At 68.2% G+C, this 15,526-nt stretch carries 12 protein-coding genes; 9 read left to right on the forward strand and 3 right to left on the reverse strand.

Features of this window, described 5'->3' with window-relative positions; all coding sequences use genetic code 11:
• Positions 1–133 precede the first annotated feature (133 nt).
• The 7 genes from ASE49_RS15795 (at position 134) to trxA (ending at position 11,550) form a co-directional block, all read left to right on the forward strand.
• Complete coding sequence (locus ASE49_RS15795) at positions 134–2,491, forward strand: sensor histidine kinase (RefSeq protein WP_056774701.1); 2,358 nt, start codon at positions 134–136, stop codon at positions 2,489–2,491.
• On the forward strand, positions 2,488–2,934 hold the full coding sequence (gene tsaE / locus ASE49_RS15800; protein WP_056774704.1) for a tRNA (adenosine(37)-N6)-threonylcarbamoyltransferase complex ATPase subunit type 1 TsaE: 447 nt from the start codon (positions 2,488–2,490) through the stop codon (positions 2,932–2,934). The genes ASE49_RS15795 and tsaE overlap by 4 nt, the downstream gene beginning before the upstream one ends.
• Positions 2,931–3,941: an aminoglycoside phosphotransferase family protein gene (locus ASE49_RS15805; protein ID WP_056774708.1), complete on the forward strand. Its 1,011-nt coding sequence runs from the start codon at positions 2,931–2,933 to the stop codon at positions 3,939–3,941. The genes tsaE and ASE49_RS15805 overlap by 4 nt, the downstream gene beginning before the upstream one ends.
• Positions 3,938–4,663, forward strand: a complete 726-nt coding sequence (locus ASE49_RS15810) for a nucleotidyltransferase family protein (protein ID WP_056774713.1) — start codon at positions 3,938–3,940, stop codon at positions 4,661–4,663. The genes ASE49_RS15805 and ASE49_RS15810 overlap by 4 nt, the downstream gene beginning before the upstream one ends.
• Positions 4,656–7,631 (forward strand): PD-(D/E)XK nuclease family protein, encoded by a 2,976-nt coding sequence (locus ASE49_RS15815; protein WP_056774716.1) that lies wholly within the window; start codon positions 4,656–4,658, stop codon positions 7,629–7,631. Before ASE49_RS15810 ends, ASE49_RS15815 begins: the two co-directional genes overlap by 8 nt.
• Positions 7,628–11,149, forward strand: a complete 3,522-nt coding sequence (gene addA / locus ASE49_RS15820) for a double-strand break repair helicase AddA (protein WP_056774719.1) — start codon at positions 7,628–7,630, stop codon at positions 11,147–11,149. The genes ASE49_RS15815 and addA overlap by 4 nt, the downstream gene beginning before the upstream one ends.
• A gap of 77 nt (positions 11,150–11,226) precedes the next feature.
• Complete coding sequence (gene trxA / locus ASE49_RS15825) at positions 11,227–11,550, forward strand: thioredoxin (RefSeq protein ID WP_056774721.1); 324 nt, start codon at positions 11,227–11,229, stop codon at positions 11,548–11,550.
• Positions 11,551–11,613: 63 nt separating this feature from the next.
• Here the strand turns inward: trxA and ASE49_RS15830 are convergent, their stop codons facing one another.
• Genes ASE49_RS15830 through argJ form a run of 3 tightly spaced genes read right to left on the reverse strand, consistent with a single transcriptional unit; the run spans position 11,614 to position 14,288 of the window.
• A complete protein-coding gene (locus tag ASE49_RS15830) occupies positions 11,614–12,423 on the reverse strand; it encodes an inositol monophosphatase family protein (protein ID WP_056774723.1) in 810 nt (269 codons plus the stop codon).
• On the reverse strand, positions 12,420–13,058 hold the full coding sequence (locus ASE49_RS15835; protein WP_056774726.1) for a glutathione S-transferase family protein: 639 nt from the start codon (positions 13,056–13,058) through the stop codon (positions 12,420–12,422). The genes ASE49_RS15830 and ASE49_RS15835 overlap by 4 nt, the downstream gene beginning before the upstream one ends.
• A 3-nt stretch (positions 13,059–13,061) precedes the next feature.
• A complete protein-coding gene (argJ, locus tag ASE49_RS15840; RefSeq protein WP_056774728.1) occupies positions 13,062–14,288 on the reverse strand; it encodes a bifunctional glutamate N-acetyltransferase/amino-acid acetyltransferase ArgJ in 1,227 nt (408 codons plus the stop codon).
• A gap of 91 nt (positions 14,289–14,379) precedes the next feature.
• Between argJ and ASE49_RS15845 the strand changes: the two genes are divergently transcribed.
• Both ASE49_RS15845 and ASE49_RS15850 read left to right on the forward strand, forming a co-directional pair.
• Positions 14,380–14,985: a TonB family protein gene (locus ASE49_RS15845; RefSeq protein WP_235523016.1), complete on the forward strand. Its 606-nt coding sequence runs from the start codon at positions 14,380–14,382 to the stop codon at positions 14,983–14,985.
• A 222-nt stretch (positions 14,986–15,207) separates the two neighbouring features.
• A complete protein-coding gene (locus ASE49_RS15850) occupies positions 15,208–15,486 on the forward strand; it encodes a hypothetical protein (RefSeq protein ID WP_056774732.1) in 279 nt (92 codons plus the stop codon).
• The last annotated feature ends 40 nt before the right edge of the window (positions 15,487–15,526 follow it).

Here is a 15,526-nt window from a genome sequence, read left to right on the forward strand (position 1 = left end):
GTCACGATGGCGGGGCGCATGTCGTTCTGGGTTGAGCGACACCACTTTTTCCGGGCATTGCCGCCGTTCTTGCGCCGTATGCGCCGCTTTTGCCCATTGTCACCGCGCCGCGCGGGCACCATAGCCTGAGGGGATGGACCTGACGCGCTTTCTGCCAATCCTGATCGGCGTTGTGCTGGGCGCGTGGACGATCGCGGCGGCCTGGGCGGTGCTGGCATCGCGCGCGCGCCACGGCCGCGCCGAAGCGCAGCTGCGCACCGCGCGGCGACTTTCGCGCATGGTTGAGGAATCGCCCGCGCTGCCCCTGCTGGTGCGCACCGATGGCCGCATCGAGGCCAGCCCGCGCCTGGCGCAGTGGCTGGGGCTGGACGATGTGCCGCAGTATCTGTCCGAACTGGATGGCACGGACCGGGGCCTGCCTGCCGATAAACTGGCCGAACTGGCCGAAGCGGTGCGCCGCTGCCAGAAGACCGCCGCGCCGTTTCGCCTTGCCGTCACCCCGCGCGGGTCCAGCCGCAGCCTGGCGCTGCGCGGCCATCTGGCGGACCCGCAAGTGTCGCCCGGCGGCGCGGCGCTGGTGTGGGTGTTCGATTTTAGCGACAGCGAGACCGAGCTGGTGCGCCTGCGTGATGAGGCGGCACGGGCGCGGGGCGATTTTCATGCGCTCGTCTCGCTGATCGAGGCAGCGCCGATGCCGATGTGGTTCCGCCGCCCGGATGGCGAACTGCAGCTGGTCAACCATGCCTACGTGGCTGCCGTGGGCGCCGATAGCGCCGACGATGCGGTTATCCAGGGCATCGAACTGATCGAGGCGGTGGACGGGCTCACCCCCGCCGAAGTCGCCCGCCAAGCCGCCGCGAAGGGCAAGCCGATCGAGCGTATCGTTTCCACCACCATCGGCGGCCAGCGCCGCGCGCTGCGCGTCAGCGACTTGCCATTGGGCGAGGACGGGGTGGCGGGCTATGCGGTCGATATCGAGGATCTGGAGGAGATGTCGCGTTCCTTCCGCGCCTTTCGCGAAGCGCAGCGCGCGCTGCTGGACCAGCTTTCCGCCGGGGTGGCACAGTTCGATGCGCGCAAGCGCCTGGCCTTCGCCAACCAGCCATTCCAGCGCCTGTTCAAGCTGGACGGCAAAGTGCTGGTCGATCCGCCCGCGTTCGAGCGGCTGCTGGATGCCGCGCGCGATGTGGGCCGGGTGCCCGAAGCGCGGGACTTTCCGGCATGGCGGCGGGAGAAAGCCGCATGGTTTGCCGCCGGCAGCACGCAGGAAGAAGCCTGGGCGCTGGCGGACGGCACGCACTTGCGGATCGTGGCGCAGCCGGTACCCGATGGCGGGCTGCTGCTGATCGTCGAGGATCGCACCGAACAACTGCGCTTGTCCGCCATGCGCGATACCCTGCTGCGCACCCGCACCGCCACGTTCGACAGCCTGTTCGAATCGATCGCGGTGTTCGCGCCCGATGGCCGCATGCAATTGTGGAACCGCCGTTTCGCCGCCGAGTGGGGGCTCGACACCGATTTTCTCGACACCCACCCCCACATCGAGGCGCTGCTGCGCACGATCGCACCGCGCCTGGTCCGCGCGGATGATGCCAAAACGGTGGGCGACGTGGTGCGCGCGGCCACGCTGGACCGCACGCAGACCGGTGGTCGGCTGGCGATGAGCGATGGGCGCACGCTGGAATATGCCGGCGTCCCGCTGCCCGATGGCAACGGCCTGCTGGCGGTGCTGGACATCACCGATTCGGTAAAGGCGGAGCAGGTGCTGCGCGAAAGCAACGTGGCGCTGATCGAGGCGGACGCGATCAAGACCCGGTTCCTGGCCAACATGAGCAAGGAATTGCGCACGCCGCTCACCTCCATTGGGGGCTTTGCGGAAATGCTGGATCTGGGTCTGGGCGGCGAATTAACCGAGGCAGGCCGGGACTATGTCGTCTCGATCATCACCGCCTCGCAGCAGCTTGGCGACCATATCGACGGATTGCTGGACCTGTCACAAAGCGAGGCGGGGCTGCTGCCGCTCAAGTTCGAGGAAATTGATCCGATGCCGTTCGTGCGCGCCGTGGTGGAGGAGCGCGCCGCCCGTCTGCAGCGCGCGGGCCTCACGCTCGATCTGCAGGGCAGCGGCCTGATGCGCCCGCTGGTGGGCGACCGGCGGCGGCTGGCGCGCGCGCTGGGGCACATCGTGGATAATGCCATCGAAGCCTCGCCGCGGGGCGCGCGCATTCTCGTCCAGCTGTCGCGCCGCAAGGCCGCATCGGGCGAGGGCGACGTGGTGCGCATACTGGTGCAGGACAAAGGGCCGGGGCTTGACGGGCGCAGCCTGGCGCGCGCGCTCGATGGGTTGAAGGTCGGCGCGGACGGCAAGGTGGAAAGCCGCCAGGGCCTTGGCCTGCCGCTGGCGCGCCAGCTGGTGGAGGCCCACGGCGGCGTGCTGCGGCTGCAGTCCGAACCGGGCAAGGGCACCAGCGCGGTGATCGAACTGCCATGAGCATTCCGCTCCCCGATCTTGCCGCGATGGACCGGCTGGGCCGCGCGATCGCTGCGGCGCTGCGGCCCGGTGATGTGGTCGCGCTTTCGGGCGGGCTGGGTGCGGGCAAGACGACTTTGGCGCGCGCGATCGTGGCGGGGCTGGGCTACCGGTCCGAAGTGCCATCGCCCAGCTTCGCGATCATCGAGGTGTACGATCCGCCTGCCGTGCGCCTGCCGCTGGTCCACGCCGATTTCTACCGACTGAAACATCCCGACGAAGCGCAGGAGATCGGACTGGACGATTATCGCGAGGGCGCCGCCCTCATCGCCGAGTGGCCCGATCATGCCGGCGGGTTCGCGCATGAGCCGGGCTGCCTGTCCATCGCGCTGGAAAGTGCGGGTGAGGGCAGGATCGCCATTGTCGAAGGCGGCGCGGATTGGCTAGGGCGTATGCCGGTATGACGCTGGACCCGCAAAACACCCCTTTCGTATATCCTGAAGGCCTGGATGCTTTCCTGTCCGCTGCCGGCTGGGGCGGCGCTCACGTCGATCCGCTGCCCGGCGATGCCTCGTTCCGCCGCTATTTCCGGGTGCGGGATGCGGATGGGTCCACCGCGATGCTGATGGATGCGCCGCCGCCGCATGAGGACACCGGCCCGTTCCTGCGCGCCGCGCGCTGGCTCGATGCGAACGGCCTGCGCCCGCCGCGCATCCTGGCCGAAAAGCCCGAACAGGGGCTGGTGCTGATGGAGGACTTCGGCGAGGCGCGGATGCGCGATTACCTCGATCAATGGCCGGATGACGAGGCGGCGATCTATACCGGCGCGGTTGATGCACTGGTGGCGCTGCACCAGCTGCCCCCCGGACCGTTCCTGGATTATGCGCTGGCGGAATACGTGCGCGAAGTGAAGCTGTTCATCGACTGGTACTGCACTGCGCAGAACCTGTATGTGGACGCCGCCGGGTTCGTGGCCGCTTGGGAACAGGCGCTCTCGCCCATGCTGGTGCGCCAGCGCCCCGGCGTCACCGTCCTGCGTGATTATCATGCCGAGAACATCATGCTGCTGGGCAGCCTGGAAAAACAGGGCCTGCTGGATTTCCAGGACGCGCTGATCGGCCATCCCGCGTACGATTTGGTTTCGTTGCTGCAGGATGCGCGGCGCGACGTTTCACCCGCTCTCGAAGCGCAGATGTTCGACCATTACGTGCGCAGGTCCGGGGCGGACGCGGAAACGCTGCTGGCCGATTATGCGCGGCTGGGGGCGCAGCGCAACGCCAAGATCGTGGGCATCTTCGTGCGGCTGTGGCGGCGCGACGGCAAGCCGCGCTATCTCGATATGATCCCACGCGTATGGGCGGCGTTGGAGCGCGATCTGGCCCACCCGGCGCTGGCGCCAGTAGCATCGTGGTTCGACGTCAATGTGCCTGCCGCCTTGCGCGATGCCAATGGTGGGACGTTCGCGCAGTGAGCAACAAGCCGCTGGCCAGCGATACGGCGATGGTGCTGGCGGCGGGGCTGGGCAAGCGGATGCGTCCGCTCACCGCCGCGCAGCCCAAGCCGCTGGTGCGCGTCGCCGGAAAATCGCTGATCGATCATGCTCTAGACAAGCTGGGTGCGGCGGGGATCGCCACCGCCGTCGTCAACACGCATTACATGGCCGACGCGCTCGAAGGGCACCTGAAGGTGCGCAGGGCCCCGCCGCGCGTGGTCCTGTCCGACGAGCGCGATATGCTGCTGGAGACGGGCGGCGGCATGGTGCGGGCGGCGCACCTGCTGCCCGATCCCTTCTTCTGTCTCAACAGCGACAACATCTGGCTGGACGGCCCGGTGGACGTGTTTGCCGAACTCTCCGCCGGATGGGACCCCGAGCGGATGGATGCGCTGCTGCTCACCGTGCCGCACACGCGTGCCTGGAATTACCGGGGGGAAGGGGACTTTCACCTGGACCCGGAGGGGCGCGTTTCGCGGCGGCGTGCGGGGCGGGTGGCGCCGTTCATCTACACCGGCATTCAACTGGTATCGAAGCGCCTGCTGCGCGATGCGCCGCCCGGTGCGTTTTCCACCAACGTCTTGTGGAGCCGCGCGATCGAGGAGGGCCGCCTGTACGGCATCTCCCATCAGGGCCTGTGGTTCGAGGTGGGCGAGCCCGGCGCCATCAAGCCGACCGAGCAGTGGCTGAGCCGTGCCTGACAAGGGGCGGCCGAAAGTCTACTCCATCGCGGCGCATCGCGGGTTTGCCGACGCTCTGGTAGCCGGCCTGATCCCGCGTTACGCGCAGGGCGAACTGGGGTTGGCCCGGCTGACGTTGCTGCTGCCCAGCCGCCGCACGGTGCGCACCGTGACCGAGGCGTTCGTGCGCCATTCCGGCAATGGCCTGCTGCTGCCGCGCATGGCGGTGGTGGGCGACCTTGACCTTGACGAGACGCTGGGGCCGCTGCTCGATCCGCTGGGTGCGGCGGAAATTCCCCCCGCCGCCGACACGACCCGGCGCTGGCTGCGTCTGGCCCACTACTTGCGCGAAGTGGAAGGCGAGGCGGCCGGCACCGGCGCCGCGTTGCTGCGCCGGGCGTTCGAGATCGGCCGCACGATGGACCGGCTGATCGCCGAAGGCATCGCCCCGATCGACCTGATGTCCGATGCGGTGATCGGCATCGTCGGCGAACTGGCCGGGCACTGGAGCGACAATACCCGCACGTTTCTGATGGTGCAGCAGCACTGGATCGCCGAACTGGCCGCGCGCGGCGAGATCGACGCGCCGGAGCGGCGCAACCGCCTGTTCGATCACGCCGCGCAGCGCTGGCGGAATACGCTCCCGGCGCACCCGGTGGTGGCGGCTGGCGTCACCGGCGCGTCGCCGGCGCTGGCGCGATTGCTGCGGGTGGTGAGCGAACTGGACAATGGCAGCGTGGTCCTGCCGGATTTCGACTTGGCGCTGGCAAGCGATGTGTGGGACGAACTGGGCACCGCCGGCGTGCCGGCGAATCCCGGCGAGCCGCCGTTCGGGCGCAGCGATGCGGTGACGCACCCGCAGTATCACCTCAAGCTGCTGCTCAACCGCATGGGCATCGCGCGCGATGAAGTAGCTGCATGGCACCGCTCCGGCCTGTCCGCCGCGCCGCCGGAGCGCAGCCGCGCGATCTCTAGTCTGTTTCTGCCGCCCGCGGCGTCGGCTGCGTGGGTTGACCTGCCGCCCGAGTGGCGACGGCTGGGCGGGGTGCGGCTGATGGAAAGCACTCATCCGGGCGAAGAAGCGCAGGCCATCGCGATCCTGATCCGCGAGGCGCTGGAAACACCGGAACGCCGCGTGGCGCTGGTCACCCCCGATCGCGGGCTGGCGGCACGCGTGGTCGGCCACCTCAAGCGCTGGGATATCGCGGCGGACGACACCGCCGGTCGACCGCTGCCGCAAACCGCCGCCGGGCGCCTGCTGCTGCTGCTGGCCGAAGTGCTGGCGCTGCAGGCTGCTCCTGTGCCGCTGATCGCACTGCTGGTCCATCCGCTGGCGGGGGCGGGCGCGCAGCGTGCAAGCTGGCTGGAACATGCGCGCGCGCTGGATCTGGCCCTGCGCGGGCCACGCCCTGCCGCGGGGCTGGCGCCGCTGGCGCAGCGCGCCGCCAAGGCGAACCTGGGCGACTGGTGGGCGCAGGTCGAAGCGATCCTCGCACCGCTGTTCACGCTGGGCGATGCCGAGCCGCTCGACCATCTGCTGGACCTGCTGGCACAGGCCGCCGAAGCCTTGTGCGGCGAAACCTTGTGGAGCAGGCCCGATGGCCGCGCGCTGAGCGCCTTCATCGAGGATCTGCGCGATGCCGCCGCCGGCGCCGGCACGCTGCTCGATCCGCGCGATCTGCATGCCGTGCTGCGCGATGCGATGGACCGCGTATCAGTGCGCCCGCCGTGGGGCGGCCATCCGCGCGTGGCGATCTATGGCCTGCTCGAAGCCCGCATGAGCCGCGCCGATCTGGTGATCTGCGGCGGGTTGGTTGAGGGCGTGTGGCCTGCCGCGCCGTCGCAGGATTCGTTGCTGCCCCCCGCCGTGCTGCGCGCGCTTGGCGTGCCGGGCGCGGATTTCCGCATCGGGTTGGCCGCGCACGACCTCGCCTCGGCGATGGGCGCGCCCGACGTCGTCCTCAGCTGGGCGCAGCGTGACGAGGGCGGGCCGGTGATCCCCTCCCGCTTCGTGCTGCGGGTGCGCGCGATGCTGGGCGACCAGCTTGACCGGCATCTGGACCGCGCCGGGGTGCGCTTTGCGCGTTTGATCGACGATGCCGCTGCCGTGCCGCATCATCCCCGTCCGCAGCCCCGCCCGTCGGCGGATCAGCGCCGGGTGGACATCTCGGTCACCGGGCTCGACCGGCTGCGCGGCGATCCATACCAGTTCTACGCCAGCGCGGTACTGGGCCTGCGCACGCTGGACGCGCTGGACGCGGAGCCGAGCGCGGCGTGGAAGGGGCAGGTGGCTCACCTCATCATGGAGCGCTGGCATAAGGCGGGAGAGCCTGCGGGTGGGCTGCGGCCACTGGCCCAAAACGTGCTGGTTGAGGAAAACGCCCACCCACTGATGCGCGCGCTGTGGTGGCCGCGCCTGGCCGCTGCGCTGGAAACCTTCGAAGGCATGATCCTGGATGCCAAAGCGCAAGGGCGCCAGGTGCTCGGCGTAGAGGCCTGGGGCGACATGCGGCGGCGTGATATCCGCATTCATGGCCGCGCCGACCGGATCGACCTCGCAGCGGACGGCACGTTGACGATCGTGGATTACAAGACCGGCCAGCCACCCACCGGCCGCCGTGTGCAGGAAGGCTTTGCGCTGCAGCTTGGGCTGATTGCCCTGATCGCGCAAGCGGGCGGGTTTCCGGGCATTGCCGGAGAGGCTAACGCATTCGAATACTGGTCAATGGCCAAGGGCAAGGATGGGGCGATGGGCTATGTGTTCGAGCCCGTGCTGGAAGGCCGCAAGAAATCCGGCATCCCGCGCGAGGATTTCCTGCCGGTAACCGAACGGTTTCTCGACGATGCGCTGGATCGCTGGATACTGGGCGACGAACCCTTCACCGCGCGGCTGAACCCTGACCTCGGCAGCTATGCCGATTACGACCAGCTGATGCGGCTGGACGAGTGGATCACCACGCTGGGCAACATGCCGGATGGTGCAGCATGAGCGGGCCGGCCACCGTCTATCCGCTTGTCGACAACCAGATGCTGGCGGTGGACCCGCAGGAAACCGTGTGGCTCTCCGCTTCGGCGGGGACGGGCAAGACGCAGGTGCTGTCCTCACGCGTGCTGCGGCTGTTGCTGCAACCCGGCGTCGAGCCCTCGCAAGTGTTGTGCCTTACGTTCACCAAAGCGGGCGCTACAGAAATGGCGGCGCGGATCAACGGGACTCTGGCCGAATGGGTGCGGCTGGACGACGTGGCGCTGGGCATGCGCCTGGCGGCGATCGGCGCGGTCAACACCGGGGCGGCGCGGGCGCGGGCGCGCACTTTGTTTGCCGCCGTGCTCGACAGTCCGGGCGGCGGCTTGCGCATCGATACGATCCACGCCTTCTCGCAATGGCTGCTCGCCACGTTCCCGCTGGAAGCCGACCTTGTGCCCGGCAGCCGCCCGATGGAGGAGCGCGAGCGCGATCTGCTGGCACGCCAGGTCCTGGCGGACGTGCTGGTGGACGCGGAGACAGATCCGCTGGGCGATCCCGCGCTGTTGCAGGCGGTGGAGCAGCTTTCGCTGCGCCACGGGCCCGATGCGGTGATGGAATTCCTGCTGCGGTGCGCCTCCGCCCGCGCGGCGTGGTTCGGGCCGGGGGGCTGGCAGGCAGCGGACATGCGCGCCAACGTGCTGCGGCTGCTGGGCCTTCCCACGGACGCTGACGACGCGTGGCTGGCGCAGCGTTGCGCGGACCCCAGCTTCGACGTGGCTTCGGTACGCCACTGCATGGACGTAAATCACCAATGGGGCACCAAGAAGGGCCTTGAGGCGGTCGACGCTATCAGTGAATGGCTGCTGGGCGATCCGATGCAGCGGTTGGCCGGGCTTGATGGACTGGCCTCGGTTTTCCTCACCAAGAAGGGCGAACCGAAATCCGCCACGTCGCAGGACAAGATCGACCCGGCGTATTCCGCCTCATGCGCGCGGATCGTCGAGGCCGTAGTGGCGATCCGGGCTGACCGCGCTTTGCTGGCGCTGGCGGACCGGCTGGTGCCCGCGCTGCGGCTGGGCCGGGTGTTCGCGCTGGCGTGGGATGCGGCCAAGCAGCGTGAGGGGCTGATCGATTTCGACGACCAGATCCGCCGCGCCGCCGATCTGCTGGGCAACCGCGCGCAGGCGGACTGGATCCGCTACAAGCTGGACCGCCGCTTCGACCATATTCTGGTGGACGAGGCGCAGGACACCAACGCCGCGCAGTGGGACATCATCTTTGCGATGGCGGGCGAATTCTGGGCCGGGCTTGGCCAGCATGAAGGCCGGCAGCACCCCGTCACCCACGAAGAGCTGATGCGCACGCTGTTCGTGGTGGGCGATTACAAGCAGGCGATCTTCCGCTTTCAGGGCACCAGCCCGGAAAATTTCCGCCGCGCCGCCGACCGGGTCCGGCGCGCGATGGGCGAGGCGGAGCGCAACGCCGCCGCCTTGCGCAGCAATATTTCGCCGCGCGCCTTGCAGGAATACGGGCTGGATCGCAGCTTCCGCACCGCGCAGACCGTGCTCGATTTCGTGGACCGGGCGATCGCCGGGATCGGGCACGAGAATTTCGGGCTCGATCAGCCGGCTGGACGGCACGAGGGTCAGGAACGGCCCGGCTACGTCGCGTTGTGGAAGCCGGTCAGCGAGGGTGAGGGCGCGGACGACGATGACGTGCCGGAAGACGGGCAGGAGGATGGCACCGCGCCCGGCTGGCTGTCGCGCCCCGATCGCCAGATGGCAGAGCGGATCGCGCTGCAGGTGCGCGAGTGGCTGGATCAGCAGGGCCCCGGCTTCACGCTGGTGAAGGGCGGCGCGCGGCGCGTGCAGGCCGGTGACATCATGGTGCTGGTGCGCCAGCGCAAGGAACTGGCCGGCCTGATCGTCGCGCGGCTCCATGCGGCGGGGGTGCCCGTGGCGGGTGTGGACCGGCTGCGGCTGGGCGCGCCGCTGGCGGTGAAGGATCTCGTCGCCGCGCTGCGCTTTGCGGCGCAGCCGCTGGACGATCTCAACCTCGCCGCGCTGCTGGTATCCCCGCTGATCGGCTGGACCCAGGAGCAGCTGCTCGCGCACGGGTATCGCGACAAGCATACCCGGCTGTGGGATCACCTGCGCCGTTCGCGCGAGCCGGAGGTGGGCGCGGCGATGGCGCAACTGGGCGCGTTGCTGGCGCTGGCGGACTTCGATCCGCCGCATGATTTGCTGCAGTGGTTGCTGGTGGGACCGTGGCAGGGCCGACGGCGGCTGGTGGCGCGGCTGGGCACCGAGGCCAACGATCCGATCGACGAACTGCTGAACGCCGCGCGCGCTTATGAGGCCACGGATACGGCCAGCCTTGCCGGGTTCCTGGCCTGGTTCGACGCCGGCGACGGCGAACTGAAGCGCGAGGCGGACAATGCCGCCGGGCTGGTCCGGGTGATGACCGTGCACGGATCGAAGGGCTTGCAGGCCCCGATCGTGATCCTGGCGGACGCGACCAGCAACCCGGACAATGCGCGCGAACGCGGAGTGGACTTGCCCGATCCGGCGAACCCGGCACGCGCCATTCCGCTGCCGCCGCTCTCCCGGGACGAGAAGCAGGGCCGCATCGCCGACACGCTCGAAGCGGCCAAACGCGCCGACGAGCAGGAGCACTGGCGTCTGCTGTACGTGGCGATGACGCGCGCGGAAGAAGCGCTGTTCGTGGGCGGGGCGCTGGGCAGCCGGGACAAAGGCGTGCCCAGTCCCAAAAGCTGGTACGCGCAGTTGCGGGCCCTGTTCGAACCCGAAGCGGAGGTGCCCGATCCGATCTGGGGCGCGCGGTGCGAGCATGGCCATCCCGCGCCCACCGTGCCCGCACACGGCGCCGCGCCGTTGCTGGACCTGCGCGAGCCGTTGCCGCGCTGGCTGGAGGCTGCCCCCGCCGCTGAGCCGCGCCCGCCGCGTCCGCTTGCCCCCTCGTCTTTGGGGGAGGATGATGCCCCCGACCCGCCGTTGCCGCCCGGCGCGGGGCGCGATGCGGCGCGGCGCGGAACGCTGGTGCACAAGCTGCTGGAGCGTCTGCCCGAAGTCCCGCCCGCTGAGCGAGACGCTGCGGGAAGGGCGTGGCTGGCCCGTCACGCCGCCGATGTGTCGGACCGCGACGCCCTGCTGGCCGATGCCCTGGTGGTGCTGGACAATCCGGCGTGGGCAGACCTGTTTGCACCCGGCAGCCTGGCGGAAGTGCCGGTGGCGGCGGTGGTCGGCGGCCAGGTGGTGGCCGGCACGATCGACCGGCTGGTAGTGGAGCCCAGCCGCGTGCGACTGATCGACTACAAGACCGCGCGCCGCCCGCCTGCCACGCTGGCGCAGGTGCCGGTAGGCGTGTTGCGCCAGATGGGCGCGTACGCTGCTGCGCTGGAAGCGACGTTTCCGGGCCGCACGGTCGAGGTGGCACTGCTGTACACCGCAGTGCCGCGCTTGATCGCTGTGCCGACAGAGATATTGGCGGCCCACAAGCCGGACTTGCCCCCGCGCGAATAAAGCTATCGCGGGCAGGGCGTTGCGCCGCCGTGTTTCATCCCTAAGTTGCCGCTAAACCCATCAGGAGTTCTTTTGCCATGTCCACGATTGCCGTCACCGATGCCAGCTTCGAGGCCGACGTCCTCAAGTCCGACAAGCCCGTTCTCGTCGATTTCTGGGCGGAATGGTGCGGCCCGTGCAAGATGATCGGCCCGGCTCTCGAAGAAATCGCCGACGAATTGGCAGGTAAGGTGACCATCGCCAAGATGGACATCATGGCCAACACCGGCGTTCCGGCGCAAGTAGGCGTCAAGTCCATCCCGTTGCTGGTGCTGTTCAAGGATGGCAAGCCGGTGGCACAGAAACTGGGCGCAGCGCCCAAGGGTGCGCTAAAGGGCTGGCTCGAAGGCGAACTGGGCTGATCTAAGCCGATCGCGATGCAAAAGCCCCCGTCGCACTGCGGCGGGGGCGTTTTGCTGCGCGGCTCAGGCGAGGCGAGCGATCAATGCCGCAAACGCGTCCCACAGCGCCGGGCTCGATGCGCCGATCAGGTCGCGCCGTTCGTATTCGTCCACCCGGTACGCGCTGCCGTCCGGCCGTGCTGCTTTGCCGCCCGCTTCGTTGAGGAATAGCGCCCCGGCGGCATGGTCCCACGGCAGGGTGCGGTTGAACACCGATATGTCGTTCACGCCCGTGACCAGCCGGGGATACTGCTCCGCCGCGCAGCGCGGGATGTCAACGAGCCTGTACTGCGGCGCGATGTGCGTCAGCACCTTTTCACGCGCCTGCGGATCCAGAAATATGGTGGAGATCGCCGCGACCGGCGCGGTTTCGCCGGTTTCGCGCGCGGCGATGCGCGTCCCGTCGATCCACGCGCCGCCGCCAAGGTGGGTGCGACAGAACCGCCCGCTCAGGCAATCGAGGATCCAGCCGGCCTGCACTTCGCCGCGATCCGCCAGCGCCACCAGCACCCCGAACGGCGGTTTGCCAGCCGCAAAGTTGTTGGTTCCATCCAGAGGGTCGACGATCCAGCACAGCCGGTCTTTCAGCTGCTCCATCACGGTGGGATCGGCGAACGCAGCTTCCTCGCCCACCACCGCCGCTTCGGGCAGCAGGGCCCAGAGCCGCTCGGTCAGCATCGCCTCGGCGTCCTTGTCGGCGATGGTCACCACATCGTCGGGGGCCTTGGCGTCGATGTCGGCGGCGGTGAGCGACTGGTAGCGCGGCAGGATGGCGCGCTCGCTCGCCTCGCGCATGATGGCTTCGACGGCGGCGTGGAAAGCAGGTCCGTTCATGTCAGCGGGATCATCACGGTCGCGGCGTAACCCGGGCGCACCTGCAGGCTATCATACCACTGCGCCAGCGCCGGAAGGGCGGGGCGCTCCACCCCGAAAGCATCGAACGGCAGGCTGAACCAGGTGTGGATATAGACCCCCATCGGAATGTCGCCAATGCCGAACCGCGCGCCCGAGAGCCAGGGCTCGCGCGCCAGATGCGCCTCCAGCACGGCGAGATGGCGCGCGCACGTTTCAAGATCGCGGGCAATCGCAGCCCGGTCCCAATCGGCTTTTTCCATGCGCGCAAAGCTGAGGAACGGCAAGCGCTGGGCCTCCGCATACGTCTGCTGCCAGTCCATCCAGCGATCGCCGCGCGCGCGGTCGATCGGGTCGGCGGGAAACCACGCCGGGCCGCCGTACTCCGCCGCCATATAGCGCAGGATGGCGTTCGATTCCCACAAAGTGATCTTGCCGTCCTCGATCGTCGGGATCAGCCGGTTGGGGTTTTTCGCCAGATAGGCGTCGGAATAGCCGAACTGTCCGCCCATGTCGTGGCGCACATGATCCAGCCCCAGTTCCTGCGCGAACCACGCCACTTTCTTGACGTTGTGCGAATTCAGGCGGCCCCAGATGGTGAAGAACGGCGCGGCCACCGGTCAGCTCCGGTAATCGGCGTTGATGGCGATGTAGCCATGCGTAAGGTCGCAGGTCCACACCGTGGCGCTGCCATCGCCAAGGCCAAGATCGACCTCGACGGAAATCTCGTGGCCTTTGAGATGCGCGGCAACCGGTGCTTCGTCATAATCGGCCAGCGGCAGGCCGTCTCGCGCGGCCCAGGTGCCGCCAAAGCCGATCGACAGGCGATCCCGGTCCGCCGGCTCGCCCGCCTTGCCCACCGCCATGACAACGCGGCCCCAGTTGGCGTCCTCACCCGCAATCGCGGTCTTGACCAGCGGAGAGTTGGCGATGGCCATGCCCACTTTGCGGGCGCTTTCATCGGAAACCGCGCCGGAAACACGCACGGCAATGAACTTGCTGGCGCCCTCGCCGTCGCGCACGACCAGATGCGCAAGCTGGCGGCACACGTCGAGCACGGCGGCGGCAAAGGCATGCGCGCCCACGCTGTCGAACGAGGCAAGCGGGGCATTGCCCGCCTTGCCGGTGGCAAAGGCCAGCACGGTGTCGCTGGTGGACGTGTCCGAATCCACGGTGATGCACGAAAACGTGCTGATGTTCGCGGCAGACAGGCAGGCCTGCAGGAAGGCAGGCTCCACCGCCGCGTCAGTGAACAGGTAGCCCAGCATCGTCGCCATGTCGGGCGCGATCATGCCAGAGCCCTTGATGATCGCGCTGATCGTCACCTTCACATCGCCGATCATTGCAGTGGCGGTGGCGCCCTTGGCGAAGGTGTCGGTGGTGGCGATGGTGTTTGCCGCCTCTTCCCAGGAGCAGGGCTGGGCGGTGAGCGCGGTCGCCACGCCTTCGCGCGCCTTGTCCTTGGGCAGCGGCACCCCGATGACGCCGGTGGACGAGACGAACACCTGCTCACGCGGGCAGCCCAGATGTTCGGCCACCTGATCCATGATCTGCTCCACCGCCTCGCGCCCGCGATAGCCGGTGAAGGCGTTGGAGTTGCCCGCGTTCACCACCAGCGCCCGTGCGCGGCCTTGCGCGGCGTTCTGCCGCCCCAGTTCGACTTCGCTGGAACAGCACACGTTGCGGGTGAACACGCCGGCCACGCTGGTGCCTTCGTCCAGCGTCACGTACGTAAGATCGCACCGGCCCCAGTCCTTGTAGCCGGCCCGCACGATATGCGGAGTAACCCCAGCGATCGCGGGCAGATCGGGAAAGGGCAAGGCGAGCGGGGAGACGGGATGAGCCATGCGCGGTGGCCTAGCGGATGGCGGGGCAAGGTCAAGCACGGGGCCGCTTTACACGCGCTGGCAGGTTGGGCATTGATGGCGCATGTATCCCTTGTTGCTCATCATCGCGCTCGCGGCAGCGCCTTCCGCCCAGGCTTCGCAAGACACCGCGGCGCAGGTCGCCAGCACGTCCTTTCCCAGAGGGGTGAGGCTACTGAGCAAAGCTGGCGACCTGATCCGCCCGGAGGATTACCCAGCTACGGCGGTGGCACAACAAACCGAGGGGGCGGTAGGATTTACCGTGCAGGTCGATCCGAACGGTCGGGTCAGTCACTGCGCGGTAACCACCAGCAGCGGCAACGAAGAACTGGACGTAACCACCTGCAATCTTGTCACCTTACGCGCGATGTTCGACCCGGCGCGCGACAGGAAGGGCAGGGCGATTGCCAGCACGTACTCCACCCGCGTGGTGTGGAAGATGAACGACCCCAGGCCCGCTCCGGAGCCGATGAATTTTGTCTCCACCTTCATCCTCGAGACCGACGGGACTGTCAGCGACTGCAAGGTGGAAGGCTCACCAATGACAGCGCCGCAGGTGGCACAAGCGCAAGAGCGCTGCACGAAGGGCGAGTTTTTGCCGTATCGCGACGATCGCGGACAACCGGTTCGCAGACGCGTACGGGCAACGCAGTCTGTTACTGTCGCTCCAGCAGAGTGAGAGAAGTGGAGTGATCGGGGGCAGGCAAGGCCGGTTTTCCTACATCGAGCCGGTCTGATAGGCTGCGCGAATTCGCTCTTTCGCATCGTCGCTCGTTTTACAGCATTCGGGCACCCGAAGCGGGTTGTCCAGCATGTATTTCATCAACTTGCATTTTGTGCACGCGATTTTGGTCGCAAAGCCTTGTGGACTAATCGCAACCGCGCCCTTATCTGGTCCGCAATGGTCTCGCGCCTTTTCCTTACCCTGCTTGCCCTGCTGACGGGCCTTGCAGCGCAGCTGTCGCCGGCCGACGCGCGGGTAGCAGCGGTGGCCGAAGCGCAGCTTACGCCTGTTCGCGCGCCGGTAGTGGCCAAGGTTGCACGTGCGCCGATTGCCCTGGCGCAACTGCCGGAACCGGGTTTGCGCAACACGCGCCGTCATGCGCCGCTGCAAGCGGCGATGCCCGCCCGGGTCGCCGTGGTCACCGTTTACACAGGCATAGATCGCTCGCGCCAATAGCGCCTGACGCGTAAGGCTTGGCGCTGAAAACTGCGCCGAT

The organism is Novosphingobium sp. Leaf2 (assembly GCF_001421325.1).
GTDB lineage: Bacteria > Pseudomonadota > Alphaproteobacteria > Sphingomonadales > Sphingomonadaceae > Novosphingobium.